The sequence below is a fragment of the Gammaproteobacteria bacterium genome (assembly GCA_024235095.1).
GTDB lineage: Bacteria > Pseudomonadota > Gammaproteobacteria > Competibacterales > Competibacteraceae > UBA2383.
The window spans coordinates 287,512-313,834 of sequence record JACKNC010000002.1; the positions used below are offsets into that span (position 1 = coordinate 287,512).

At 56.8% G+C, this 26,323-nt stretch carries 20 protein-coding genes; 4 read left to right on the top strand and 16 right to left on the bottom strand.

Features of this window, described 5'->3' with window-relative positions:
* Positions 1-42 precede the first annotated feature (42 nt).
* Both H6973_14405 and H6973_14410 read left to right on the top strand, forming a co-directional pair.
* Complete coding sequence (locus tag H6973_14405; protein MCP5126779.1) at positions 43-807, top strand: ParA family protein; 765 nt, start codon at positions 43-45, stop codon at positions 805-807.
* 45 nt (positions 808-852) lie between these two features.
* Positions 853-1,620, top strand: a complete 768-nt coding sequence (locus H6973_14410; GenBank protein ID MCP5126780.1) for an NAD-dependent protein deacylase — start codon at positions 853-855, stop codon at positions 1,618-1,620.
* A 45-nt stretch (positions 1,621-1,665) separates the two neighbouring features.
* On the opposite strand, the gene H6973_14415 is transcribed toward H6973_14410, so the two are convergent.
* The 9 genes from H6973_14415 to H6973_14455 form a co-directional block, all read right to left on the bottom strand.
* Positions 1,666-3,960, bottom strand: a complete 2,295-nt coding sequence (locus tag H6973_14415; protein MCP5126781.1) for a protein kinase — start codon at positions 3,958-3,960, stop codon at positions 1,666-1,668.
* An 18-nt stretch (positions 3,961-3,978) separates the two neighbouring features.
* Complete coding sequence (locus H6973_14420; protein ID MCP5126782.1) at positions 3,979-5,133, bottom strand: type III PLP-dependent enzyme; 1,155 nt, start codon at positions 5,131-5,133, stop codon at positions 3,979-3,981.
* 101 nt (positions 5,134-5,234) lie between these two features.
* A complete protein-coding gene (locus H6973_14425) occupies positions 5,235-6,659 on the bottom strand; it encodes a saccharopine dehydrogenase family protein (protein MCP5126783.1) in 1,425 nt (474 codons plus the stop codon).
* A 16-nt stretch (positions 6,660-6,675) separates the two neighbouring features.
* Entirely contained in the window at positions 6,676-7,782 is a 1,107-nt protein-coding gene (gene nspC, locus H6973_14430; GenBank protein MCP5126784.1) for a carboxynorspermidine decarboxylase, read from the bottom strand.
* Between the two features lie 11 nt (positions 7,783-7,793).
* Positions 7,794-8,519, bottom strand: a complete 726-nt coding sequence (phoU, locus tag H6973_14435) for a phosphate signaling complex protein PhoU (GenBank protein ID MCP5126785.1) — start codon at positions 8,517-8,519, stop codon at positions 7,794-7,796.
* Between the two features lie 45 nt (positions 8,520-8,564).
* A complete protein-coding gene (locus tag H6973_14440) occupies positions 8,565-9,455 on the bottom strand; it encodes a phosphate ABC transporter ATP-binding protein (protein ID MCP5126786.1) in 891 nt (296 codons plus the stop codon).
* Between the two features lie 29 nt (positions 9,456-9,484).
* Entirely contained in the window at positions 9,485-10,807 is a 1,323-nt protein-coding gene (gene pstA, locus H6973_14445; protein ID MCP5126787.1) for a phosphate ABC transporter permease PstA, read from the bottom strand.
* Positions 10,800-12,179 carry a phosphate ABC transporter permease subunit PstC gene (gene pstC, locus H6973_14450; GenBank protein ID MCP5126788.1) on the bottom strand — a complete coding sequence of 460 codons (1,380 nt, stop codon included), beginning with the start codon at positions 12,177-12,179 and terminating at the stop codon, positions 10,800-10,802. Before pstC ends, pstA begins: the two co-directional genes overlap by 8 nt.
* 203 nt (positions 12,180-12,382) lie before the next feature.
* On the bottom strand, positions 12,383-13,534 hold the full coding sequence (locus H6973_14455) for a PstS family phosphate ABC transporter substrate-binding protein (protein ID MCP5126789.1): 1,152 nt from the start codon (positions 13,532-13,534) through the stop codon (positions 12,383-12,385).
* 38 nt (positions 13,535-13,572) lie between these two features.
* Between H6973_14455 and H6973_14460 the strand changes: the two genes are divergently transcribed.
* Positions 13,573-14,454, top strand: a complete 882-nt coding sequence (locus tag H6973_14460) for an SDR family oxidoreductase (GenBank protein ID MCP5126790.1) — start codon at positions 13,573-13,575, stop codon at positions 14,452-14,454.
* A 19-nt stretch (positions 14,455-14,473) separates the two neighbouring features.
* Here H6973_14460 and H6973_14465 read toward each other — a convergent pair whose 3' ends face one another.
* The 6 genes from H6973_14465 to H6973_14490 all read right to left on the bottom strand — a co-directional run bounded on the left by H6973_14465 (position 14,474) and on the right by H6973_14490 (position 23,731).
* The gene (locus tag H6973_14465; GenBank protein ID MCP5126791.1) at positions 14,474-16,684 is read right to left on the bottom strand and encodes a 6-phosphofructokinase; all 2,211 of its coding nucleotides are present in this window, start codon (positions 16,682-16,684) and stop codon (positions 14,474-14,476) included.
* 185 nt (positions 16,685-16,869) lie between these two features.
* Complete coding sequence (locus H6973_14470) at positions 16,870-18,336, bottom strand: formylglycine-generating enzyme family protein (protein MCP5126792.1); 1,467 nt, start codon at positions 18,334-18,336, stop codon at positions 16,870-16,872.
* 19 nt (positions 18,337-18,355) lie between these two features.
* Positions 18,356-19,648, bottom strand: coding sequence for a transposase (locus H6973_14475; protein ID MCP5126793.1), 1,293 nt, complete (start codon positions 19,646-19,648; stop codon positions 18,356-18,358).
* A 348-nt stretch (positions 19,649-19,996) separates the two neighbouring features.
* A complete protein-coding gene (locus tag H6973_14480) occupies positions 19,997-21,694 on the bottom strand; it encodes a DUF4214 domain-containing protein (GenBank protein ID MCP5126794.1) in 1,698 nt (565 codons plus the stop codon).
* Positions 21,695-21,828: 134 nt separating this feature from the next.
* Positions 21,829-23,460, bottom strand: coding sequence for a hypothetical protein (locus tag H6973_14485; GenBank protein ID MCP5126795.1), 1,632 nt, complete (start codon positions 23,458-23,460; stop codon positions 21,829-21,831).
* Between the two features lie 16 nt (positions 23,461-23,476).
* On the bottom strand, positions 23,477-23,731 hold the full coding sequence (locus H6973_14490; GenBank protein MCP5126796.1) for a hypothetical protein: 255 nt from the start codon (positions 23,729-23,731) through the stop codon (positions 23,477-23,479).
* A 121-nt stretch (positions 23,732-23,852) separates the two neighbouring features.
* On the opposite strand from H6973_14490, the gene H6973_14495 reads away from it, so the two are divergent.
* Complete coding sequence (locus H6973_14495) at positions 23,853-25,388, top strand: DUF4080 domain-containing protein (protein ID MCP5126797.1); 1,536 nt, start codon at positions 23,853-23,855, stop codon at positions 25,386-25,388.
* 1 nt (position 25,389) lies between these two features.
* Here the strand turns inward: H6973_14495 and H6973_14500 are convergent, their stop codons facing one another.
* Positions 25,390-26,289, bottom strand: a complete 900-nt coding sequence (locus tag H6973_14500) for a Uma2 family endonuclease (protein ID MCP5126798.1) — start codon at positions 26,287-26,289, stop codon at positions 25,390-25,392.
* Between the last annotated feature and the right edge of the window lie 34 nt (positions 26,290-26,323).

Consider the following 26,323-nt stretch of genomic DNA (forward strand, 5'->3'; position numbering starts at 1 on the left):
CACTACACTTGACGAAACCCCAACAAAACCGTGGAAACCGCCATGCGCCGAGTTGTCTTTAATCAAAAAGGGGGAGTGGGTAAATCCACTATTGCCTGCAATCTGGCTGCGATCAGCGCCGCGCAGGGTCGCCGGACCCTGCTGGTGGATCTGGACCCGCAGGCTAATGCCTCCCGCTATCTGCTAGGTCCATCCCTGGAAGAACAGAAAAAAACGCTGGCCCATTTTTTCGACGATATCCTGGCCTATAAGGTCTTTGGCGACAAGCCGAACGCCTATATAGTGCCAACCCGGTTCGACAATCTTGGCGTGTTGCCGTCCGATCCTCGGCTGGAGGAACTCCAGGTCAAGCTGGAATCGCGCTACAAGATGTACAAACTGCGCGAGGCCCTGGACACGCTCAAAGAGGTTGACGATATTTTCATCGATACCCCGCCAGCATTGAATTTCTTCACCCGTTCAGCACTGATTGCCGCCGATACCTGCCTGATCCCCTTTGACTGCGATGATTTTTCGCGCCGTGCCCTGTACACGCTGATGGACAGCGTTCGGGAAATCCAGGCCGATCATAACCGCGATCTGCGGGTGGAAGGCATTATTGTCAACCACTATCAGGCTCGCGCCCGGTTGCCGGTGCGGATGGTCGAAGAACTTCGCGCCGAAGGATTGCCGGTGCTGGACGCTTTTCTGTCCGCTTCGATCAAGATCCGCGAATCGCACGCTCAGGCGCTGCCGATGATTCATCTTGATTCCAAACACAAGCTGAGCCGTGAATTCGAGGCGCTTTACCGTCTGTTGGCAGTCTGATTCAGCGCCTTCATTCTTTCCACGTTCTGCTATGAGACCACGCTCATGATGAAAGAACCCGATCCTGCCGTTGTTACCTCCATCGCCGATGAAATGCGCCGCGCCCGCCGTTTGCTGTTCATTACCGGCGCGGGCATTTCCGCGGATTCCGGCCTGCCGACCTATCGCGGGATCGGTGGGCTGTATAACGATAAGGCCACTGAGGAAAATTTTTCGATTGAAACCGCTCTGTCCGGAGGGATGCTGGAGGCCAATCCGGCGATCACCTGGAAATATCTACATCAGATTGAAAATTCCTGCCGGGGCGCCCGCTTCAATGACGCTCACGCCATTATCGCCGAATGGCAGGATCATTTCGATGTTTGCGTGCTGACCCAGAATATCGATGGGTTCCATCGGGATGCGGGCAGCCGAAATTTGATCGAGATGCATGGCGATATTCACGATCTGCTCTGCACCCGTTGTGATTATACGGTCACCGTACCTGACTATAGCGGACTGGAGATGCCGCCATCCTGCCCACAGTGCAAGGCCCTGGTGCGGCCACGGGTGGTGCTGTTTGGCGAGGCGCTACCTTCTCACGCCATCCAGCATCTTTACCGGGAGTTGGATCAGGGGTTTGATCTAGTATTCAGCATCGGCACCACCAGCGTATTTCCCTACATCGCTGGACCCGTGGCGCAAGCCAGCCAGATGGGCATTCCCACGGTAGAGATCAATCCCACTGATACGAATGTGACCCGTTTTATCGATTACAAACTGGCCTCGGGTGCAGCGGCTAGCTTGCAGGCGATTCGCGAAGCGTGTCGGTAGAGACTTTCAGAGGTCAGGGGTCAGGCCGGTTTTTCTCATTACCGGTTATCGGGGTCGGCGCGGCGGGGGGTTGACATATTGGGGGGATGGACGATCACGTCGCTCGACTCGCGCCGCGTTATTGTTGTTGTTATAGGTCAGGGCCTGCTCGACATCTTTTAGCCCACGCTCGATCTCTACGCCTACCGATGCGCTGGTCCGGCTGACCTGTTTGGTGAATTCTTCCATACCGCGGCGGATTTGTGTTGCAGCGCGTGCGGCGTCTTTTTGAAATTGCGTAATTGGATTAGCTGTTCGACGCGCCGGTTTTCTCGATGTGGCAGCATGTCGAACGGGCTTTGGCTGGGAACGCGCCGTACTGGCGACAGGGGTTGGTGCGGGGGTGGATCGCGAGCGCTGGACAGACGCCGTTGTTGATTTAGGATCGGTGCGACTGACAAGCTGAATGGGCGGCAACGTGGACGACGTGGATTGCTGGCGAGATGTCAGCTCAATCGGCGGTAGAGTGGGGCGCGCTGGCTGTGAACGGGCGGTCAGTTCAATAGGCGGCAACGTAGGCGGCGTGGACCGCGAACGGGATTTCAGTTCAATCGGCGGCAATGCTGGCGGTGCTGCCCGTTTCGAGCGTGGTTCGACACGCGCAACGGGCGCAGCCGGTGTAGCGACCGGCGTACGGGGTGTAGCAACAGGCGCGGGCCGGCTTGCGGGCGGAGAAGATGACGGAATCGTTTTAACGGCCTGATCGGTGCGCGCCGCGGGCTTGGCGATGCGCTCCTGACGCGGCTTAGGCGCTGCGACTTTAGCCGTAGTCGGCGACGAACGATGCATGACCGATGGCTCCGGTTCGGCAGGCGCGGCAGGCTTCGCTTGCGGTTTAGCAATAACCACCTGCTCCTGTTGCACCTGCTCTTCCGCGCGGGGGGGCGACGAGTCAAGGTTTTCTGCATCAGACAGAGTTTCCATATCGACTTCCGGCGGTTCCGGGGCTTCCAGGGTTTCTTCGTCGGTTACAAGGACAGGACGGGATTCAGCCGCAGAGGGCGGAGTATTCTCTACGGACAAGTCTTCGACAACCGGCTTGGAGGGTTCCGAAGTTTCCTGGGTGGCGATGGCGACGACGGGTTCAGGCGTTACCGGGAGCGGGGGGCTATCGAATGGACGAAGAGCGATGGCCCAGGCCAAAGCGCCCGCCAGGGCCAGAATGCCGACCAAGGTTTTTTTGGTTGGGCGTGAATAACCCGAGCGGTTTACCGCTGTCAGGCGGCGCGAACGCGGATTCGGTGGCAGGGTCAGCGGCGAAATATCCCAGTTGGGTTCATCGGCTGCAAGAACCGGTTTTGGCTCGTGGTTACAGGCAATCAGCTGACTGGCGCGCACCGCGTCCAGCACGGCGCGAATCTCCGTGGCGTTTTCAGGCCGGTCATCCGGGTTCCGGGCCAGTAACCGTGTGATCAGATCGGCGAGCAGGGTCGCCGTCCCACCCCCTGGTTGGGTCGAGACTGGAATCGTCCAGAACTCGATGGAGCGTTGTAACAGTTTGCGTTCCTGATCATTCAATTCCCCGAGTTCTTCGCAGCGCTGAGCCGCGCCTTCCTGACCGTGTTGCGCCAACAATTGACCCAGGCGCCGCTGGGCGGCGGTGGCGGGTTGATCGGTGAGAAGCGTGAACAGTAGCAGTCCCAGCGCGTAATAGTCAGCGCGCGGACCGACCGCGTATTCATAACCTTCCGCGCTGGTCGAGGCCGGTAGCGCCTGCTCCGGGGCCATAGTGGCGGGCGTACCGATGAAGGAACGGGTACTGTCGCCATCGTGGCGTTTAAGCGAACCAAAATCCGCCAGCTTGAGCAACGCGCCATCCTGATCAACCAGAATGTTGCTGAATTTCAGATCGCGGTACACAAAACCGGCGTCATGAATGACTTCCAAACCGCTCAGGATTTGCCCGGCCCAGTCGAGAATGCGCTCCAATGCCAGCGGCGGAGCGCTGTCCTGGCGTTTTTGCGCCAGCCATTGGCCAAGATTGGCGGACAATTGCTCCATCACCAGCACCGGTTGTCCATCGAGCTGGCCATGATCGAGCAGCGTAACGATATGGCGGGATTGTTCACTGCTCAGCCGGGACAGAAAGGCGATTTCGCGTTCCAGGTGAGCGCGCCAATGACCTTGCAGACTGGGATCAGCCTGCTCCATGGCCAGGGTATTGATCAGCTTGAGGGCAACAGGATATCCAACGGCGTCAGTCGCCGCCCACACTTGACCGTAGCTCCCGGCTCCAGTCGAGAGCACATTATCCAGTCGGTAATCTCGTCCATTGATGACAATATGTTCGCCGCTCTGCATGAAAAGGGTGGGCTGGTCTTACAAGTAATAAGTTTTCAGCGGTGGGAAACCGTTAAATTCGATGGAGCTATAGGAAGCAGTATACGCGCCGGTGGACAGCCAGTAAATCCGGTCGCCAATTTCCAGGGAGAGCGGCAGTTGGTATTTAAAATGTTCATAAATGATGTCCAGGCTGTCGCAGGTGGGTCCCGCCAGGATGACATCCCCGGTTTCGCCGCCTTTTTCCGTATAGGCTGGATACTTGATGGATTCATCAATCGTTTCCATCAGACCATTGAAAATGCCGACATCTGTGTAGACCCAGCGCTTCAGGTCGGTTTTGGATTTTTTGGAAATCAGCACGACCTCGCTGACCAGGATACCCGCTTCACCGGTCAGTCCGCGGCCTGGCTCCAGATAGATTTCCGGGATGGCGTCGCCGAAATGCAAATTCAGATAACGATTGATCTCTTCGGCGTAAACCGAAAGCGGATTGCTCTTTATCAGGTAATCTGCCGGGAAGCCACCACCCATATTGATGGCCCTCAGCGGAATCCGCTCTTTTTCTACCCATTCAAACAGGTGGCGCACCTGGGCGATCGCCGCATCCCACGCGGGAATTTCCCGTTGTTGTGAACCCACATGAAAGGAAACGCCATAGGGGTCCAGTCCCAAATCAGCAGCCAGGGAGACAAGTTCCATTAACATGCGCGGCTGACAACCAAATTTCCGCGACAGGGGCCAGTCGGAGTCGGAAGTCACCGCGTCCATCAGCAGGCGAAAAAACAGACGCGAACCGGGCGCTTCCCTGGCCAGGATGCGGACATCCGCCTCGCTGTCGGTGGCAAAGAGTCTCACGCCTTTGTCGTAGGCTGCGCGGATATGCTTGGCCTTTTTGATGGTGTTGCCGAAACTGACGCGGTCAGGCGATACGCCAAGCTGGAGGACGCGGTCTAGTTCGTAGATCGAAGCAATATCGAAATAGGACCCCAAGTCTCTCAGCAGAGTTAGAATTTCCTCGCCGGGGCTGGCTTTAACGGCGTAATAAATTTTTGCTGAGGGGAAATCCCGCCGAAACTCCTGAAATTTCCGCGCAACCCGGTCAAGGAGCACGACAAGGAAAGGCGTCTCTTTGGTTGCAGAAAAATCGACGATTTTTTTCCATTCAACAGGCGAGTAGTAACCACGATACATGCTATTCTCCCAGCTTGGAAAACAGAGGGATTCAGAACGATAGAAAAGGCCGTCCAGTCTCGAACAACCGGACAGCCTTTCATGGTTATTCCGTAGAGGGGTTACTTCTTCTTTTTATCCGATTTCCCCGACTTATCCTTATCCTTATCCTTATCCTTATCCTTATCCTTTGATTTCTTGGGTTCGACAGGCGGTTGGGGCCTTACCGCGATCATCGGGTTGGCTGCGGAAACCGTGACGGTTGCTGTCGATTCCGCTAACTCTTCTTCCAACGACCTGACCGCGCCATCGAACGACTCCTTGCCGCCCGGCTTGATTTCCTTGATATCCGTCGGCAGGCCAATCTTGTCCAGAATGGCAATGAACGGCTCTGGATCAAGCTCCTCGACATTGACCATCGTGTTTGCATCCCAGACACCTTGGGCAACCAGCATGGCGGCAGCCACCGGGGGCACGCCAGCAGTGTAGCTGATGCCTTGCGATTCGACTTCTTCAAAGCATTGCTTGTGATCGGAAACCTGATAAATAAACACTTCCCGCGCTTTACCGTCTTTCCAGCCCTTGACAAAGTTTCCGATGCAGGTCTTGCCGGTATAGCCAGCAGCCAGGGTCTGTGGATCGGGGAGGAGGGCCTTGACTACTTTCAGCGGCACCACTTCCTGACCCGTAGTCAGAGTCACCGGCAAATGGGAGAGAAAACCCAGGGTGCGCAGCACGGTGAAGACATTAATGTAGTGATCGCCGAAGCCCATCCAGAAGCGAATGCTGTTAGCGTCGATATTTTTCGATAACGAATGCAATTCATCGTGGCCGTTCAGGTAAATCGGGCAGGGGCCAACGACCGGGAAATCATAGATGCGCTTGACGGAATGCGTAGGGTACTCTTTCCATTGCCGGTCAATCCAGGTCCAGACCTTGATGAACTCGCGGAAGTTAATCTCTGGATCAAAATTCGTGGCGAAGTATTTTCCGTGACTACCCGCATTGACATCGAGGATGTCGATGGTATCGATCTTGTCGAAGTAACGCTTGACCGCTAATGCGCAATAGGCGTTGACCACGCCCGGATCAAATCCTGCGCCGAGAATCGCCGTCAAGCCCTTTTCAGTGCAGCGATCCTTGCGCTTCCATTCATAGTTGGCGTACCAGGGGGGATTCTCACAAACCTTGTCTGGCTCCTCGTGAATCGCAGTGTCGATATATGCAGCGCCAGTTGCCAGACAGGCTTCCAGGATCGACATATTCAGGAATGCGTTGCCCAGGTTAATGACGATTTGGGAACCGGTTTCCTCAATCAATTTCACGGTTGCGGGAATGTCGAGCGCATCAATTTGCCGTGAATACAATTTGTTTGCGGGATTCTGGATATGCCCTTTCCGTTTGACGCTTTCGATAATGCCATCGCATTTGGCCAGCGTTCGTGAAGCAAGACAGATATCGCCCAACAGATTGTTATTCATTGCGGCCTTGTGCGCGGCTACATGGGCGACGCCGCCTGCTCCAATAATCAGCACATTCTTCTTCATGGACATTTTTCCTGGCTCAGGAAAGGTTGTGTTTGAAATCCGGGTACCCGAAGGTGCGGACGACTTCCGTGGTTCCGTCCAGGCGCTGGACGACAATAGCAGGCATGGGAACACCATTAAACCAGTTCTTTTTGACCATCGTATATCCAGCCGCGTCGGCGATGCAGACTTCATCACCGATGTTCAATGGCGCCTTCAGGTGATATTCGCCAAAGACATCGCCGGCCAAACAGGTTCGCCCAGCGATCATAACCCGGTAGGCTCCTGGTTCGGGAAAAGCGATTTTCGCGGTGGTGCGATAGACCAAATGGTCGAGCGTATGGGCTTCAACGGATGCGTCGACAATCGCAATATCCATTTCGTTCTGGAGGACATCCAGCACGGTAGTGACCAGTTCCGCACACTCGGTGATCGCTGCTTCCCCAGGTTCGAGGTAAACCTGAACGCCGAATTTTTCGCTGAAATTTTTGAGTTTTTCGCAGAACCGGTCGACAGGGTAGCCTGCTTTGGTGAAGTACAGACCGCCGCCCAAGCTGACCCACTCCATCTTTTCCAGTAACGATCCATAGTCCTGGCCGATTCGGTCGATAGCTGTGGAAATGTTCTCGAAGTCGTCATTTTCACAGTTGAAATGAAACATTACTCCGCTTAACAACGGCGCTGCCTTCATCACTTCACGCTTATCGGAAACGCCGAGTCTGGAATATTTTCTCGCCGGGTCGGCAAGATCGAAATGCGAATAGCTGATGCCGGGATTGACTCTCAACCCCAGTTTCACGCCAGGGACATCACCGCGATACGCCATCAACTGGGAGATTGAATTAAAGATAATTTTGTCGGCGTATTGCCTGACTTCTTCAACATCGCTTTTGGAAAAAGCCACGCTATAAGCATGAACTTCTTTACCAAATTCCTCGTATCCCAGTCGCGCCTCATACAGCGAACTGCTGGTGGTTCCATCCAGATAGCGCCGCATCAGACCAAACACGCACCATGTGGAAAAACACTTCAGGGCCAGCACCGATTTCGCGCCGGAAGCCTCACGGATCTGTTGAATGATTTTCAGATTTTTTTCAAGTTTGCTTTCGTCAATCAAATAGTAGGGCGTGGTTAATTTTTTCATCGGCTCGCGGCTCACTCTTCCTCCAGCGCATCCTGGGCCAAGTCTTCCACTCGGATATGCCGCACATCCTTACCCTTGACCAGATAGATCAGATATTCCGCGATATTTTTGGCGTGATCGCCGATCCGCTCCAATGCCTTGATGATGAAAAGGACGTTAATAGCATGACCGATGGTGCGCGGATCTTCCATCATGTAAGTGATCAGTCGCCGCAGCGCCGATTGAAACTCCTGATCCAGTTCGTCATCGCCCCTAGCAACTTCAACGGCCTTTTCTACATCCAGTCGCGCCAGGGCGTCGAGACAGCCGTGCAACATGTCGATGGCCTGCTTCGCCATGGGCGTCACATCACGCAACAGCTTGGCGCTGGGCGGGCTACTGACGACATCGTAGGTCTTGACGGTCATCCGGGCGATTTTCTCGGCTTCATCCCCGATGCGCTCGAGATCGGTGACAATTTTGGAGAGCGACATGATCAGTCGCAGGTCGCTGCCCAAGGGTTGACGCAGGGCGACCAGACTCACGCTGTCTTCATCGGTTTTAACCTGCATGCCGTTGATAATCTGGTCGCGGGCGATTACTTCGCGGGCCGCTGAGACATCCTCATTATTCAATGCATTGATCGCATTGTGAATTTGATCCTCGACCAGCCCGCCCATTTCCAGCACCAGGTTGCGCAGGTTGGCGAGCTGCACGTCGAACTGCTTGACGGTATGGGCATCATGACTGATAGGCATCGTAAAACTCTCTGTAAGTCAGCGAAAAGGATATGGACTCGGTGCTTAACCAAAGCGGCCAGTAATGTAGTCTTCAGTCAGCTTGTGGCGGGGATTGGTGAAAATTTGATCCGTTTCACCGATTTCAATCAGATCGCCTAAATGGAAATAGGCGGTGCGCTGGGAGACGCGGGCGGCTTGCTGCATGGAGTGAGTCACGATGACGATCGTGTAATTTTCACGCAACTCGTCGATCAACTCCTCAATTTTGGCAGTAGCAATCGGATCGAGCGCTGAACAGGGTTCGTCCATCAGAATCACCTCGGGATTTACCGCGATCGCCCGAGCGATGCACAGCCGTTGCTGTTGGCCTCCGGACAGGCTGGTGCCCGGCTCGTCCATGCGACTCTCGACTTCTTTGAGCAGGCCCGCCCGTTCCAGACTGTCCTGCACTAATTCGTCCATTTCCGCCTTACTATTGACCATGCCATGAATGCGCGGCCCGTAGGCGACGTTTTCGTAAATGGATTTAGGGAAGGGATTGGGCTTCTGGAACACCATGCCGACCCGCGCCCGCAACTGCACGACATCAATACTTTTTTCGTAAATATCGTCCTGATCCAGTTTGATTTCGCCCAGCACCCGGCAGGCTGCGATTGTGTCATTCATCCGGTTCAGGCAGCGCAGAAAGGTCGATTTGCCACAGCCAGACGGGCCGATGAAGGCAATGACTTCATTAGCGCCGATGTCCAGGCTAACCTGTCTAATTGCCTGTTTTTCGCCGTAGTAAACATCGACATTGCGGCAGGTGATTTTGGGATTGCTGACAGTGATCTTGCCAACCGTCTGGCGGTGATCGTAATTAATGATCTGGGCGCTCGACAGTGGGGTTTCACGGGCCTCGGCGTTCAATCCGCCATTCAGAGCGGCCTTGACCTCAATTGTTGTGGTACTCATTCCAATGGTTCTCGAAGGTTGGAGGCAGACTACCAGCGCCGTTCAAAGCGTTTGCGGAGAATGATCGCCAGGCCATTCATCAGGAGCATGAAGGCCAGCAAGACCATAATCGCCGCCGAGGTGCGTTCGACAAACGCCCGTTCCGGCAAGTCAGCCCAGAGATAGATTTGCACTGGCAGCACCGTCGCCGGGTCGGTGAAACCCTGTGGCACGTCGACGATAAAGGCCACCATGCCGATCATCAGCAGTGGAGCCGATTCGCCCAGGGCGCGGGCCATGCCGATAATTGAACCGGTCAACATACCCGGCATGGCCAGCGGCAGAACGTGATGACCCACCATTTGCAATTTGGAGGCGCCCATGCCCAGCGCCGCTTCACGAATCGAAGGGGGAACCGAAGTCAAGGCCGCCCGGCCAGCGATAATAATTACTGGTAGCGTCATCAAACTCAAGACCAGACCGCCGACCAGCGGCGCGGAACGCGGCAGGCCGAAGAAGTTAATGAACACTGCCAACCCCAGTAGACCGAAGACGATAGAGGGTACCGCCGCCAGGTTATTAATGTTGACTTCGATTAGATCGGTCCAACGGTTCTTGGGGGCAAATTCCTCCAGATACACCGCAGTAGCCACGCCAATCGGGAAGGAGAGCAGAAAAGTCACCAGCAGGGTGTAGAACGACCCCATCAGCGCCCCACGAATACCCGCCTGTTCCGGCTCGCGGGAATCGCCTTGGGTGAACAGAATCGTATTGAAACGTTTTTCCAATTTGCCGGATGCGCGTAATTGATCGACCCAGGCGATTTCCTGATCCTTGATGGGGCGCAATGATTCATCAATATTGCGGTCGATATTGCCCTTGATGAAGGTATCCACATTAGCCGAGGCCAACACCCAGACGGACTGGCGGGTTCCGATTAACTCAGGATTGTTCAGTACTTCATTGCGCAGGCGATATGGCGCATTAGAACTGACGAGACCATACAGGGCGCGCAAGTTGCGGCGACCCTCGACCTCAGGAAACATCTCGCGAAGACTGGCGCGAATCAAGGCCGCGTAATCTGCATTCTCCAAAACTTGCGGGCCACGGCGGCCATCCGGGTCAATGACCGTCGGGTCGAACTGGATCGGCAACTCAATATAGGTCTGCCAGAAGGCCGGATAACCTTTGCCGATGATATTGACGAACATGAGCGCCACAAACGCCAACCCCAGGCTAATGGCGATCAGTCCATACCAGCGGAAGCGGCTCTCGGCAGCGTGCCGGCGCGCCAGACTGGCGTTGACAATGGTTTTAATGTCCCGTGGCGGTTTTGCCAGCTTGGGGGGCGATGAAGTCGATGGATTATTCATATTGTTCCCGGTACTTGCGCACGACCGTCAGGGCGATGATGTTGAGAATCAGCGTAACGATGAACAGCACCAGACCCAGCGCGAACGCCGCCAGAGTCTTGGCGCTGTCGAATTCCTGGTCGCCGGTGAGTAAAGTCACGATTTGCACGGTGACGGTGGTGACCGCTTGCAAGGGATTAGCGGTCAGATTCGCCGACAGACCGGCGGCCATGACCACGATCATCGTTTCGCCAATGGCGCGAGAGACCGCCAGCAGAATACTGCCAACAATGCCTGGCAAAGCAGCGGGCAACAGCACCCGTTTGATGGTTTCCGATTTGGTCGCACCCAAAGCGTAAGAACCATCACGCATTGACTGGGGTACGGCGTTAATGACATCGTCGGACAGCGAGGAGACAAAGGGAATGATCATGATGCCCATCACCAGACCGGCAGCCAGGGCGCTTTCCGAAGCGACTTGCAAACCCAGCGCCTGACCTGCATCCCGGATGAGCGGCGCAACGGTTAGGGCCGCGAAGAAACCGTAAACCACGGTGGGAATGCCGGCCAGTACTTCCAACGCGGGTTTAGCCGAAGCGCGGAATTTTGGACCGGCGTACTCGGACAGATAAAGCGCCGACATCAGGCCAATCGGTACCGCGACCAACATGCCAATACCCGAAATTAACAGGGTGCCAGTAAACAACGGGATCATGCCGAATGCGCCGGAGGAACCGGTCTGGTCAGCGCGGATCGCAGTCTGCGGACTCCAGTGCAGACCGAACAAAAATTCAGTGACCGGCACTTTGTGAAAAAACAGCACCGATTCAAAAAGCACCGACAATACAATGCCAATGGTGGTAAAAATCGCTACGGTCGAGCTGACGATAAGCAGCACATTGACCACCTGCTCCACCCGGTTACGGGCGCGCAGTTTGGGCGATATAGCCCGCCAAGCATAAGCGACGCCTGCGGTCGCCATCGTCAAAACCACCACCCACAGCGCCACATTGCCCATCATTTGCAGGTGGCGATAATGTGCAGCGGCGGCCAGGATCGTTGCATCCGGACGGCTGGAAACGATGTTGCCGCTGACCAGGTTCTTGATGTCGTTGACTACCAAATTCAGTCGCCCTGCCGGTAATTGTTGCAACTCGGGCGGCAAGCCGGCCACCACCAGTTCAATAATGACGCTGGGTTGCAACGCAGCCCAAATGGCAAACACAATCAACGCTGGCAATCCGCACCACAGCGCCGTGTAGGAACCATAGTAACTCGGCAGGGAATGCAGGTTACGGATCTGCTTTCCAGCAACGGCAAAGGCGCGTTTACGGCCCAGGTAGTAACCGCTCAAGCTCAATAATATAAGGGTCAGGAACAGATAGAACAGCATGGTGGGGTCATCAAGATGCGAAAAGCCGCCTGCAACATGGGGGTGTGTGCGGCGTATGTTGAGTGGATTCTGTGTAACTGTTCAGTTTCCCCCTTTAGCAAAGGGGGGCGAGGGGGGATTTTGGCCTCGTCGCCCGTGCGAAATCCCCTCCGGCCCCCCTTTTTCAAAGGGGGGAGATGAATGCTTACGATTCTGTTACCGGATCACAGGGGCTTCAGGTTCTTTGCGTCCATCGCAGACTGCTTGCGTTGGTCAGCAGGCAGCGGAATCAAACCTTTGTTGGCCAAATAGCCCTCATCGCCCATGGCCTTGTCGCTGACGTACTCAGCAACGAATTCCTTGATGCCGGGAATGACGCCGACATGCGCTTTCTTGACATAGATAAATAATGGCCGCGAGACTGGATATTTGCCACTGGCAATGTTGTCGAATTCCGGCTCGACGCCGTTGATCGGTTCGCCCTGAATTTTGTCCAGATTTTCTTCCAGAAAGCTGTAGCCGAAGATACCCAGCGCATTGGGGTTAGCCACCAGTTTATTGACGATCAGGTTGTCATTCTCACCGGCTTCGATGTACGCGCCGTCTTCACGGATCGTCTGGCAAACCGCTTTTGCATCCTTCTTGTCCAGCGCTTTGACTGCGGCGAACTCTTCGCAACCGACATCCATGACTAATTCAACAAAGGCGTCACGGGTGCCAGAGGTCGGCGGGGGACCCAGCACTTCGATTTTCTTCGCCGGTAATTCCGGGTTGACTTCCTTCCAGGTCTTGAACGGATTGGCAACCAGCTTGCCCGTACCCGGCTCCGGAACCTGCTTGGCTAGCGCCAACCACAGGTCTTTGGTAGTCAACGGCATGGGGGCATTCTTTTTGGAGGAAGCGACGACGATGCCATCGAAACCGATCTTGATCTCGACAATTTCCTTGACGCCGTTCTTGGCGCAGGTTTCGATTTCGGATTTCTTGATGGCGCGCGAGGCATTAGAAAGATCAGGGAATTCAACGCCAACGCCGCCACAGAACAACTTGAAGCCGCCGCCGGTGCCAGTGGATTCGACTTTGGGCGTCTTGAAGTTGGCGTTCGCTTTACCGAACTGCTCGGCCACGGCGGTCGTAAAAGGATAAACGGTAGACGAACCCACAATGCTGATGTAATCGCGAGCTGATTGGGCATGGGCGGCGCCGGCCAGTGTGAAAGTGGCCGCCACGGCGAATGCAAGCTTGTGCCTGATCACGGAAAACCTCCGATAAGCGATTGTTATACAGATGATTAAACAGAAAAAACCCTCATCCTCAAGGGCTGTGGTAAAAATATAACCTGTGATTACTACGAGATGACGGTCTTTATATTGCATTTATATTGCAGTTTTATGGCAATGAACCCTGAAAGAGGATGCCGGAGAAGAGAGTGCAACATAATCAACAGACAAATAGCGAGAGGGTCATCCTGATTACCGGTTGTTCTTCGGGCATTGGGTATTGTGTCGCCCATGGTCTGAAAGCGCACGGTTGGCGGGTATTCGCCACAACCCGGCAGGCCGTGGATGTCGAACGCCTGCAAGCCGAAGGGTTGGAAAGTTTATGTCTGGATGTGCGAGACCCCCTATCCATTCAGTCCACCGTGACGGAAATCCTGGCGCGGACTGATGGCCGGCTGGATGCGCTGTTCAATAACGCTGGCTATGGTCAACCCGGCGCGGTGGAGGATGTGAGTCGTGATGCGTTGCGTGAGCAGTTTGAAACCAATCTGTTCGGCGCGCTGGAAGTGACTAATCAGGTGATCCCGGTGATGCGCCGGCAGGGCGCAGGACGGATTCTGTACAATAGTTCAGTGTTGGGTTTAGTCGCATTTCCCTACCGGGGCGCTTACGTGGCCAGCAAGTTTGCCCTGGAGGGACTGGCGGATACCTTGCGTTTGGAGCTTGTGGATACCGGCATTCACGTTTGCCTGATTGAGCCAGGGCCGATTCTCAGCCGGTTTCGGGATAACGCCCATGCAGCCTATCAGCGGCATATTCAGGGCGAAAGCAGTCTGCATCGAAAAAAGTACGCGGCGATGGAAACCCGGTTGCTCAAGGAAGGCCCAGCCGCGCCGTTCACGCTGCCACCGGAAGCGGTGTTGAAGCGGGTGATTCATGCGCTGGAAAGTCCCCGGCCTCGCGCCCGCTATCCGGTGACGACGCCAACATACCTGTTTGCCATCCTAAAGCGATGGTTGCCCACTGCAATGTTGGATGCGATTCTGCGGCGGGCGGGCGGCGAAGGACGGCGGTAGGGAACGGTAGCTGCCTGGACTAAGGTTGCGCCAGGGCCTGTAACACCGAACGCAACTCCAGCCACCACTGTTCCAGCGGCCGCCGGTTGGCGATATCGACCATATCCGGCATCTGCTTGATCGGGAAGGTCGTCAGCTTACCTTCAGCCAGACCGACGAAGGCGCCTGCCGCTCCGCCGCGCCCCAGTTCCCCGGTCAGGAAGTCGATGCAGTGCGCGGCCAGCCGGGTCGCCAGAATGCGATCGAACGGCGAAGGATTACCGCCCTGTTGAACGTGGCCTAACACCGCCTGGCGCACGTCAAACAGGTGACTGCCTTCCTCTTCAAACAGCCGGGCCAGAAAATCGGTGGTGTATTGATCGTTGGCGTACTCGTTGCGAATCGTCAGGTAAAAGCGCCGCCCCTTGCCGAAGCTGTCGACCATGCGCTCCACATCGGCCTGCAAGTCCTTAAGCGTGATGCCCTCTTCAGGCAAATAAATCCGTTCCGCCCCGCTGGCCATCCCGCTCATCAACGCCAGATAACCACAATGCCGCCCCATGACCTCGACCACGAAACAACGCCGCGCCGCCATCGCCGATTGCTTGATGCGGTCGAGCGCCTCGACAATCACATTGAGCGCCGTATCAGCGCCGACGCTTAAATCCGATCCCGGCAGGTTGTTGTCGATGGTCGCCGGCAGGCAAATCATCGGCATTTTGAAGGCCGGATAACGCTCCCGCTCGCTGTAGAGCCAGTGCAGGGCCTGATAGGCTTTCCAACCGCCGATAATCAACAGACCATCGACGTCGTGCGTCTCCAGGGCGCGTGCAACGGTGTAGAGTTGTTCTGTGGTCGGGGTTTGCCGACTGGCGCCCAACTCCGCGCCGCCCAGCGCCGTCCAACCTTCGACATCACCCCAGGTAAGTTCTTCAATCCGGCCACCGATCAAACCGCCGAAGCTACCGCGCACTCCCAGCATGGTATGGCCGCGATCCCGGCCCAGGCGCACGGCGGCGCGGGCGGCGGTGTTCATGCCCGGCGCCAGTCCGCCGCCATGCAATACCGCGATGCGGCGCGGGCGGTCCACGGGCGTCACGCTGGGCAACGCCTCGGCCATCGCCCGGAAGGTTTTGGTCATTTCGTTGAAACTACCGCCGCGTAGCTCCACAGCCTTGGCGTAATCCTTTTCGGCAATGGTCCGCGCCACTGCGCGGGTTTGCTCGACGCATTGCATCAAGGGTAACCGCCGAACCCGGTTATAACGGACGCCAATGAGTTGCGGTTCACTGTCCGCCGTGGCCGCCAACACTTCCTGAACTGCGGCGTGGCCAACCAGGGTGCTCATCCAGCGGTCATAAGCGCTGGGCGTACCGCCGCGCTGGACATGCCCGAGGATCGTCACGCGGGTATCCTCGCCCAGCCGCTCTTCCAGAACCTGGCGGATATAGTCGGCGCTGATCCGGTTCCCGGCCCGGTCAGTAGCGCCTTCGGCCACCACCACAATACTGTCGCGCCGACCCGCCGCCCGGCCATGGCGCAACATCTCACACATGCGGTCTTCCCAGCCTTCCGCCGGCGGATATTCAGGGATAAGAACGTAGTCAGCGCCGCCGGCAATAGCGCTGGTCAACGCCAGGTAGCCGCAGTGCCGGCCCATCACCTCGACCACGAAACTGCGTTGGTGGCTGGCGGCGGTGCTGGTCAGCGCGTCAATCGCTTCGATGATCCGGTGCAGGGCGGAATCAGCGCCGATAGTCATATCGGTGCCGACCATGTCGTTGTCGATGGAGCCGACCAACCCGGCAATCATCAGCGCGGGATGGGCGCGGGCCGTTGCTTCGTCGATTTCGCCGCCTTGCACTAGTTCCGCCAGCAGTTCCGGCCATTCCTGGCGGAACAGATTGGCACCGGTCAGGCTGCCATCGCCGCCGATGATCACCAGGCGGTCAATACCGCATTGGAGCAGATTACGCGCGGCGCGCCGGCGGCCTTCGCGTTCCCGGAAGGCGGGACAGCGGGCAGTGCCGATGATCGTGCCGCCCCGGTGCAGGATGCTGCCAACGTCATCCCAGGCGAGTTGACGGACGCGATCGCCACCGTCCACCATGCCTTGATAGCCTTCGTAGATAGCGTAAACGGCTGCGCCTTCGTGAATGGCGGCGCGAACCACCGCGCGAACGGCGGCGTTCATGCCTTGGGCGTCGCCGCCACTGGTCAGAACGCCAATGCTGATCTGAGAATGAGACATAGAACAGGGTTTCCCTTGGCTGCTGAATGGATGGAAGATGGATGGAGGTAAGCTTAGCAGCAGTTTTTAAACAGGGGATTAAGGCTCTTCAAGCTCGAATCCTTCTGCCCTTTAGCAAAGAGAGCAGATAAATGCCTTTGCTGCCATCCTCCTCTTTAAAATAAGGAGGGCCGGGGGGATTGAGGCTACAACGATCTGGCAAGACGGAAACCTAGGAAGCTGTTACGAAGCGACGGCCAGTTCCAGTTGCGGTACGCCGAACGCACCCAAGCGGGAGAGTAGAACCAGGAGCCGCCCCGAATCACTTGGACGTCAGTTGTATAATTTATATTGCATATCTGCTCTTGTCCCGCATAAGGATTTTGCCAGAGTGAGCAAGTCCATTCCCAGACATTACCCAGCATGTCATACAAATCCCACCGGTTGGCCGTAAACAAACCGACCGGAGCCGTATAGGTATAACCATCATTACATTCATGGATCGTCCAGTCTGGATAGGTCTGCTGGAACGTCCAATCCGCCACATTGGCGTAGCTACAGGCTAAATCCGGATTCTCTCCCCAATAGCGTGCGGTCGTTGTTCCCGCTCGCGCCGCGTATTCCCATTCCGCTTCGGTCGGCAACCGATATGCCAAGCCCGTCTGCTGATTCAGCCACTGTGCGTAGGCCGTCGCATCGAACCAGTCCACATTGATCACCGGTCGCCGCCCCCGGCCCCAACCTTCGTCATCGGGCTTGATCCGGCCCGTCGCCTCGGCAAACTGGTCATATTCGTCAAAGGTCACTTCGTATTTGCCGATGGCGAAACTCGCGATTGTCACTGTGTGTTGCTGTTCATTGTCCCACCGGCCCACTTCGCTGGTCGGACTGCCCATCAGGAAGACGCCCCCCGGCAGGATGGCCATATCGGGTTCGATGAAGAAATCCGGGGAGGAGGAATGCGCCGTAATCCAATCCGCCAGATACGGCAAAATCTCGTGGCTGCTGTCCTCGACGTTCACTTCGGCTTTTAGGGCGCGGACGCCATTAAAGGTTTCATCATCCAGAAACTTGGGGGTGTGACTGAATCCCGGAAACACCGACTCATCGACTGCATTCCCTTCAAGATTCGCCTCGGTGGTGTCCAGCGCAATGACGTACTCACTCACCTTTGCACCCAAGCCGCCAAGCAGCTGCTGATCCCGGCGTAACGCCTGCTGCTTACGATCACTGGGTAGAAAACGCTGGCCCTCGAACGAGATCAGTCCATCGCCATCCGTTAGCGTAATCCTCTTATGGCGAGTGAAATTCTCCCAGTACGCCTTCACCGACGTCCGCAGGCCGATCAGCACTTGCACCGGCAAGTCCTTAACCAAAAACGGATGGCGGGTATCATCCTTTAGGGCGTCGATGATAGAGCCAGTCCTCAGTGACCACTGTGGCAGGTCTTCCACAAGATCATTCGCTCGTCCCGCTTGCACACAGGAAACCTGCTTACAGTATCTGATAAGGTCTCCCCCAATCCCGTCCACGCCCTCCGGGTAGTCAGCACTGTTACTGGCAAAGACGCCGCTATGCGGAGCGCCGACCGTGGTCAGGGAGGCGACCAGCGGGACATAGCTAACAGCTATATCCGCCAATCCTTGCAGATAAGTACGCGCGTAAATGCTCATTAACTGCAGGCGGGAACAATCAAGCCGCAGCAGCTTGGCGAATCAAATCCGTGAGCGGGGGGATCGTGTTTTGACCGGACACCCGATCGTACAGGTATTCCCAGAAGGAGAGACCGTGTTTAACGCAGGTCTTCTTGAGACTGAGGAAGGTGTCGCGACATCGTCGTCCGTCCTCGCTGCGGGTGCCGGCGCTGATCTTGCGTTTCTTCACCATATCCCGGATATCGTTCTCGCTGCGGTTGTTGTGCAGCGGTAATTCCGGGTAATCGAGCACCCGGAGCAACTCCTCCCGGTTGCGTTGGAAGCTCCGCAAAACATGGTTAAGCGGTTCACAGGCGGTGGCGGTCGCGCACAGTGTATCAAACTGGGCATTGATGGCGGCTTTCGCTGCCTGGGTGGGTGATAAGCGGTAGGTTGCCAAGTTCCGATAGATCGTCCAGATCTGTTCTTGCACGTCATCAATGGCGACCCGATCCGCTTCGTTCAGCGGGAGAATCTGTTGCAGAGGACGTTCCGCATGCACCCAGCACAAGGCGTGGGTGAACAGGGCAAATTGCCCGGCGTCATCGCTGAGCAAGCGCAGATCCAGCGGAAACCCCTGCGCGGCCAGCCCGCCGATGAGCGCGCCTTCCGTGACGAGGGTCATCGCCCGGGGGCTATCGACCCGGTTCCGCCGCAAATAGGCGGCCCACGCTTGGGGGTCGGTCGCGACGATCGGGCGTTGCGCCAGCCGTTCCCGGTGGCCGGCCGCCACGCCATGGTCGGCCATGTACGCTAGGGCCTCGGCATTGATTTCATAGCGGCGCTCGGTCTGCAAGACCTCCAGGAAGTTGATGCGACTCTTGGCATCGGTGCTGGCAAAGCAGGCAAACCACTCATTACCCAAGTACGTGCAGTAGCCGTTTTGCCCCTGATGGCGGGCGCCGGTATCGTCCGTTTGGACGTAGGACGAAACAGTCAAGCCGACTGCCTTGATTGCGTCCTTTTCCTGGTGAAAGTCGTCATAACCTTCCGTCAGCAGACGATTCAGTTGCCCCGACGAAATCTCAACCCCCCATTCCCGGACTTGGGCTAGCAAGACCGGTTGGGTCACATGGGCTTGATAATATTGATGCAAAACATAAGTCACGAACTGGGGGCCATAGTGCCCACCCCGCACCACGACCGGCACGGACGCCGTGACGTATTCGCCGGTAGGGAACCGCCATTGCTCCAACTCATAGCAGGTATTATGGAGTTCAATAACGACATCCTGGACGACATACCGCCGGTAGCCTTGGAACCGCGCCCCGAGCGGGAGGTCCTCCAGGATCACCCGACGGGTTTCATGAATGACGAGTTCGGCGGTCTTGGCCCGCTGGGGACCTCGACGAGGCGGTTCCTCCGTCCCGGGATTGAGCGCCGCCTTGACGGCGGCTTGCAGCGTGTTCGGCTTTAACTGCGGACGGGGGGGACCGCCCTGCAACCGCCGCAGTTCATCCTCTAAGCGTTGAATATGCGCTTGCTGCTCGCCAATCACCTGCAACAGACTCCGCACGACCGGGGTCTGGTCGCTTTCAGCGATCTCGGGTAGCGTTAGGGTGAAGGAGCGGTTTTGCATAGTGATTAGTGTAGCTTATTCAACAGCTATGTCATAGAACTACCTGCAACTAATGAGTATTTACGTACGCGCCAGCAGACCTCCAAAGGAATGTGCGACCAGATGCACATTCTTGCTGGTCTTAGTTTTAATCAACGCGACCGCATGAAACAGGTCCACAGCCACATCTTCAAAGCGGGCATTGGTGCGCCAGCGGAATTCAAACGGCAGAATTTTCGGTTGGCTGACGCTACCGCCCATCCGCGTTTGTAATTCTGTGAACATCCGATTCCAGGTGGTATCGTCTGATCCAGAGCCACCCCCCAGACTATCCCCCAAGTTAAAGCCGTGTATGAACAGCACCGGCTGAGCATCGTGCGCTAGCTCCGCACTCCCTAGGGCGTAGGCCGCACACAACACCGAGGCCGCTTGATAAATCAGGGTGATGGACTCTTCTCCAGCGGGAATTTCCAGCGTTTCTTCCGCTAGCAAATGACGCGATACGCGCGCGCCGTCGTAACCAAATCCCTTGATAAAAAAGCCCTTGGTCGATTGCCAACGGCGTGGCGCATCCTCTGAACAATTTTGATCCGCACTGGCCAGCACCGCATAAGGTTCCGCTTCGGCCACAGACGCCGCCGTGGAGAATGCGATCAACGCGCTGGTATTCAGACGCACCGTGCGGCCTTCCGCCAAGGGCGCAGACAGCGTCAACGTGATCATCAGATCGCCGTCCGCCGTCGTCCCGGTGCGCAAGACCGCATCGGCCCCCATCGGTAACGCATCCCCGTCAATCTCCACCAGATCGCCCAGCGTAATCAGGCTCACCCCATTGGAGGTTGCCGTCTCTACCTGTTGCGCCGCGACCAATTCCAGGCTACCCGTCACATCGAATGTCGCAGCCCCGGACGTGACGCGCATCTGGAAGGGCTTCGATCCGGTCAGAACCCCACCCGGCGGCTGGTAACGGAGCGCGCCGGTGTCGCTGTTGACTGTCAATCCTGTTGGGCCGGACAGTAGCGTAAATCTCAGGGTCATCTGCGACCCTTCGGAAAACACCACCTGCGCCGGACCAGTGGTCAGCGCCTGACCCACGAACAGATCGTAGCGGTTCTCGCCATCCGCACCGTCCAACTGCACCGTGCGAATCTCCGCAAGACTCACCCCGCCATCCACCACCGCCCCATCCAGCCCCGGATTCGCCGCCAGCCATGCTACCGCCTTGGTCGGTGTGATCGCGCCATTCGCATCCGCTGCAATGAAAGCGATAAACGCCTGGAGCGCGGCTTTACGAATCGGGTTACTGTCCTGGTTTTCCGGCGTATTGGCAAAGTTCGCCAGCACCGTCCCCCGTGAATCGCCTACATCCAGGCGACTCACCCAGTAATCCAAGCCTCCCAGATCTGGCGACCGGCCCAGCATGTTTTCATACAAGGCCGTCACGAATTGTTCATCCGTCAATGACACCGGGTATTTCGCCTCAAACTCGTCCGACGCTACGAAGAAATCAGCGATGGCATTGACATTGCTTTGGAACTGCTCGAAACCCGCGCCCCCGTCCAGATAAACATCAGTCCAGAAGGTGAGTCCGGTAATGTCACCGTAGTTGGGCAAGATCGAATTAGGCAACGGCGAGCGGCCAAACGCGGCGGCGTAGAACCAGGCAATTGTCGAAGCCGCCGGGGCACTAAAGGCCGCTAAGACCGGGCGTGACGCTATCTCCGCCAGCAACCCCAGCAGCGTCAACAGAATGAATAAGAAACGAATTGAGCGCGTCATGAGGCGTATTCCTCTATATCTAGGATGGATAAAATATAGGGGAAGGGTTGACGGCTACAACATTCAAATCCCCCCCGGCCCCCCTGTTTTTTCAAAGGGGGGAGAAATCTTCTATCTTTATTCAAGAGGGGAGTTTATTGCTCTGGCGGTTCAATCGTGATGCGGAATGTGCGGATGGTATCGCCTTCTACCACTGTGCATTGCGTGGTGACCGGTGCGGTGAAAGGCGGAGCGATATGGACTAAAGGAGATTCTGACGCCGGTTCCGGTTCCGGTTCCGGTTCAGGAGCCGGGTCAGGCGCAATGATCGGGAGCGTTGCGACTTCCGCAACCTCCGGTTCTTTCCCTGCAACCGGGGGTGTTCCGGTTTCCCCGGTCAACCAGCGCATACCGGCATTCGCTTCCATGCGCATACCGGGCGTGATCGCCGCAGCCACCAGAAAGAGATGTTCCTCAGTGACCGGCAATTCACGTTCGCGCAATGCTTCTTCCGCGATAGCCAGGCTGTCAGGCGCCTGTTCCAGTGGACTGCCAACGCAAGGCTCCAGCTGCAATTGTTCAGCGGCGATTTTGACTACAGCGGAATCGGGTTGGTGCGGCGCGTGGCCGAAATAACCCAGGATGGAGCGCCCATAACCCGGATCGATCCGCACCCAGCGCCCGTGCAATACATTACTCAGGGCCTGCGCCCAATAATGTTGACCGCCAGGCATTGCGCTGGTCCAGGCGCCGCCGGTTTGCGCCACAATCGGAAATTCGGCCAGTACGTCAGCATAACGATCCAGAAGACCGGCGCTGGCCACACCCTCAAGCATAGCGGCGACTGCATCCCCCGGCAGAGGGAATTGAACCACCCGAGCGTCAGGCGCGGCGGCGACCGGATTCAAGGCATAGTCCCGAAGTCCGTCGATCAAGCCCTGTTCCAGGTCGTCGACCTTGCTAGGATCGATCTCCAGCAAATAGCCGGTGTCTTTGAGCGCCTGCGTCATCGAACGCACATCCGGTTGCGCAGCGCCGGAAGCGAGTGGCCGCACGGACAGGTCAATGCCATCCACGCCGCCGGCAATGCCCGCCATGTAACAAGCGACCGCCAGCGACGCCGTGTCGCAGGTGTGCATGGACAACGGAATCTCGGGGGGCAGGATTTTCTTCAAGCCCTTCGCTGTTTCATAGCAGGTGTGTGGAGTCGTTGTGCCGGTCGCGTCATGCATGCAAATAGAGTCAAAATGCAGACCGGATTCCAGCAGCTTCTGCACCAGACGCACATAGAATTCCGGGGTGTGCGCCTCATTGGAAGGGTAGGGTGTTCCCATCATCGCCAAGCACACTTGATGATGCAGTCCGGCATCGACGATCAGCTTGCCAGTCTTGACCAGATTGTCGACGTTATTCATGAAATCGACATTGCGGGCCATCGCAACGCCATGCTTTTTCAGCAACCGGGCCTGTATTTCCAACAGAGTAAGTCGCTGCGGAATCAGGGTCAGGCCACAGATCGAGCGGGTCAGAATTTGTATGCCAATATCTGGACCTGTCGCTTTGCGCACCTGCTGCATGTTGACGAACGGATCCTCGCCTGCCTGGACATAGGGCGCCTGGTAATGACCGCCGTCAAGCTCGATATGACGCACCCCCATTGCAACAGCGGCTTGCAAGGAGGGGAGCAGGTTTTTAACAGGAACCTGACCGCCGAACAGGCTTCGCAAGCCGTCGCTGAAAGCAGTCAATGTGACGTGAATATTTTTCGGAGTAGGGGCAAAGATCATGGTGACTCCCTCTGATTTAGAGTTCTTCTTCGATTTGGATAATCCGCGCACCGGGAGCGATAGCGTTGACAGCGGAGGCGATGGCAACCGCAACCGCCGCGTCAATGGTCGGTGGTTGTGCCGGCGCAGCGGCAGCTCTGTCCGCCAGGGGTGGCTCTTCCAGCAAAGGCGGTTTCATTAATTCGCGCCAAGCGCCGCTTCGCCTGACGAACGGAACAATAACTGCTGTCAGGATGCCGAAACAGATCAACAGAACAAGCAAATTTTCCATACAGGATTCCTTGTGACGCCGGATATCGCATTCAAAAGCGCATCTCGAAGGAAATTGTAGGAAAATTATAACTGAGTATCCAGGTTATTTAGCATCAATAACTTAGCAACGTAGCATCCTCATGCCCGCCATCCTGCTTGCAACCCTGAATGCCCGTTACTTTCACTCTTCGCTGGGTTTGCGTTATCTGTACGCTAACCTCGGGGAGTTGCAGGAAGCGGCGGCCATCCGTGAGTTCATCATCAGCCAGCGACCGCTGGACATCGTCGAGTCGTTGTTGACCGAACAGCCGCGCATCATCGGCTTGGGCGTGTATGTCTGGAATGTGATGGAGATCACGCAGGTCGTCGGATTACTTAAACAGGCGCGGCCCGAGGTGTGGATTGTGCTGGGCGGCCCGGAGGTCAGTCATGCGTGGGAACAACAGCCCGTGGCGGCGCTGGCCGATTATGTGATGGCCGGTCAGGCTGATCTGGCCTTTGCCCAACTGTGCCGGCGGTTGCTGGCCCACGATCCGCCGGCTGAAAAGGTCACGGTCGTTGAACCGCCGCCCCTGGAAGCGCTGGCGTCGCCTTACCCGTTTTATCGGGATGAGGACATTGCACATCGGTTGATTTACGTGGAAGCCTCGCGGGGTTGTCCTTTCAAGTGTGAGTTCTGTCTGTCGGCGTTGGATCGCAAGGTCTGGCCGTTTCCGCTCGAACCCTTCCTGGCGGAACTGGGGCAGCTTTATCAGCGCGGGGTGCGTCATTTTAAATTCGTTGATCGCACCTTTAATCTGGATGCCAAAACGGGAGCGCGCATTCTGGATTTTTTTCTGGAGCGACTGGATAAGGGATTGTTTCTGCATTTTGAACTGATCCCCGACCATCTGCCGGATGCGCTAAAGAGCCGGATCGTGCGCTTTCCAGTAGGTTCGTTGCAGTTCGAGATCGGTATTCAGACTTTTAATCCCGCCGTTCAAGCTTGCATTAGCCGCAAGCAGAATGATCGGAAGACCGAAGAAAATTTGACCTGGTTGCGTCAACAAACCGGTGTCTATCTGCATACCGATTTGATCGCGGGTCTGCCCGGCGAAGACTTGGCCAGCTTTGCCGCCAGCTTCGACCGGTTGGCGGCGCTGGACCCGCATGAAATTCAGGTCGGCATTCTCAAGCGCTTGCGCGGCGCGCCGATTGACCGGCATACCTTGGCCTTTGATTGCCGCTACAACCCGTATCCGCCCTATAACCTGTTGTCTTCAAACGTGCTGGATTTTGCGACCCTGCGGCGTCTGGAACGGTTTGCGCGTTATTGGGATTTAATCGGCAATTCCGGACGCTTCGCGCAAACCCGACCGTTGTTGCTAGGAAATGCGCCGTTTCAACGCTTCATGGTGTTAAGCGACTGGTTGTTCGCCACGACCGGCCAAACGCATGAGTTGGCCTTGGGGCGATTGTTCGATTTGCTATACCGGGGACTGACGGAGGCGCTAGAGATTGATGCAGCGAGGGCACGTCAGGCGTTGGCTGCGGATTACCAGGTCAGTGGCGCGAAAGGCTGTCCGGCGTTTCTGCGGGCGGACTCGTCCGCCCCAGTTAAACCCGTTACATCGCCCCGAACTACTGGCGGCGGCGCTGCGCCTGATCGCCAGGCCCGGCGATTGCCGCCCTCTTGAATCACTCGAATGGATTGGTTATTTCGGTGGTTCGATGCCCATTTTCCCGCAGTCGCGCCATGAGTTGTATGACTTGCTGTTCCGCCTGGTTGGCGCGTTGACGCTCCTGCTCGGTGCGTTGACGTTCCTGCTCGGCTTGGCTCTCAGCATTCAGGGCGCGTTGGCGTTCCTGCTCAGCATACTGCTCGGCGGTCAAGATGCGTTGACGCTCCTGCTCGGCTTGCTCGGTCCGGGTGGGAATCAGCCGTCCAGTTGTGTCAGTCCAGCGCAACCATAACGCTTCCATTTCCTCATATTCTCCCTGCCACAAGCGCAGCCCCAGACCAACTCCCTGCAGCAGGCCCCCCGCCTGTTCCAAATAGCCCTGACCAGTCAGTTGATAGATGCGCAACACCCGATTGGACAGTTGCCGCCAAGGATCGAAAATCACGTAATACTCCACCCGGGCAATGGCGTACTTGCGCAATTTTTCGCTGTCTTCGCCAGCTTCGCGGTTCGAGACCACTTCGATAGCTACGACCGGCGGCTTGCCACCCTGCTTCCAGACAAAGTAGGAGCGATTGGCTTTCAGGCTGAGGTCGGCGCCGGGACCGGGCACATCCAGGGCCAGCATCATGTCGGGAACCAGAGGCGGTTCACGCAGCGCGTAAAACAGGCCGACATTGGCCAGCGCCAGAAAACGGCGATGTCCCGGCGTACACAGGGCGGGTCCCGGCCAAGCGCCGTAGAGGGGTTCAGTCAGCAGACATTGCTGTTTTTCCGACAGGATATTGTCCACGGGCGTGTCGTCCTCGGTGACCAGGTTTTCCATTTCACGCTCGATATCCGCACCGATTTCCGCCAGTTCCTGTTCCCAGTTCGGCGCCTGCCCGGTTTCACGGGGGTTGATGATTGCGTTCATGGTCGGGAAGAGCCTCTATGACAGAGTAACCTGT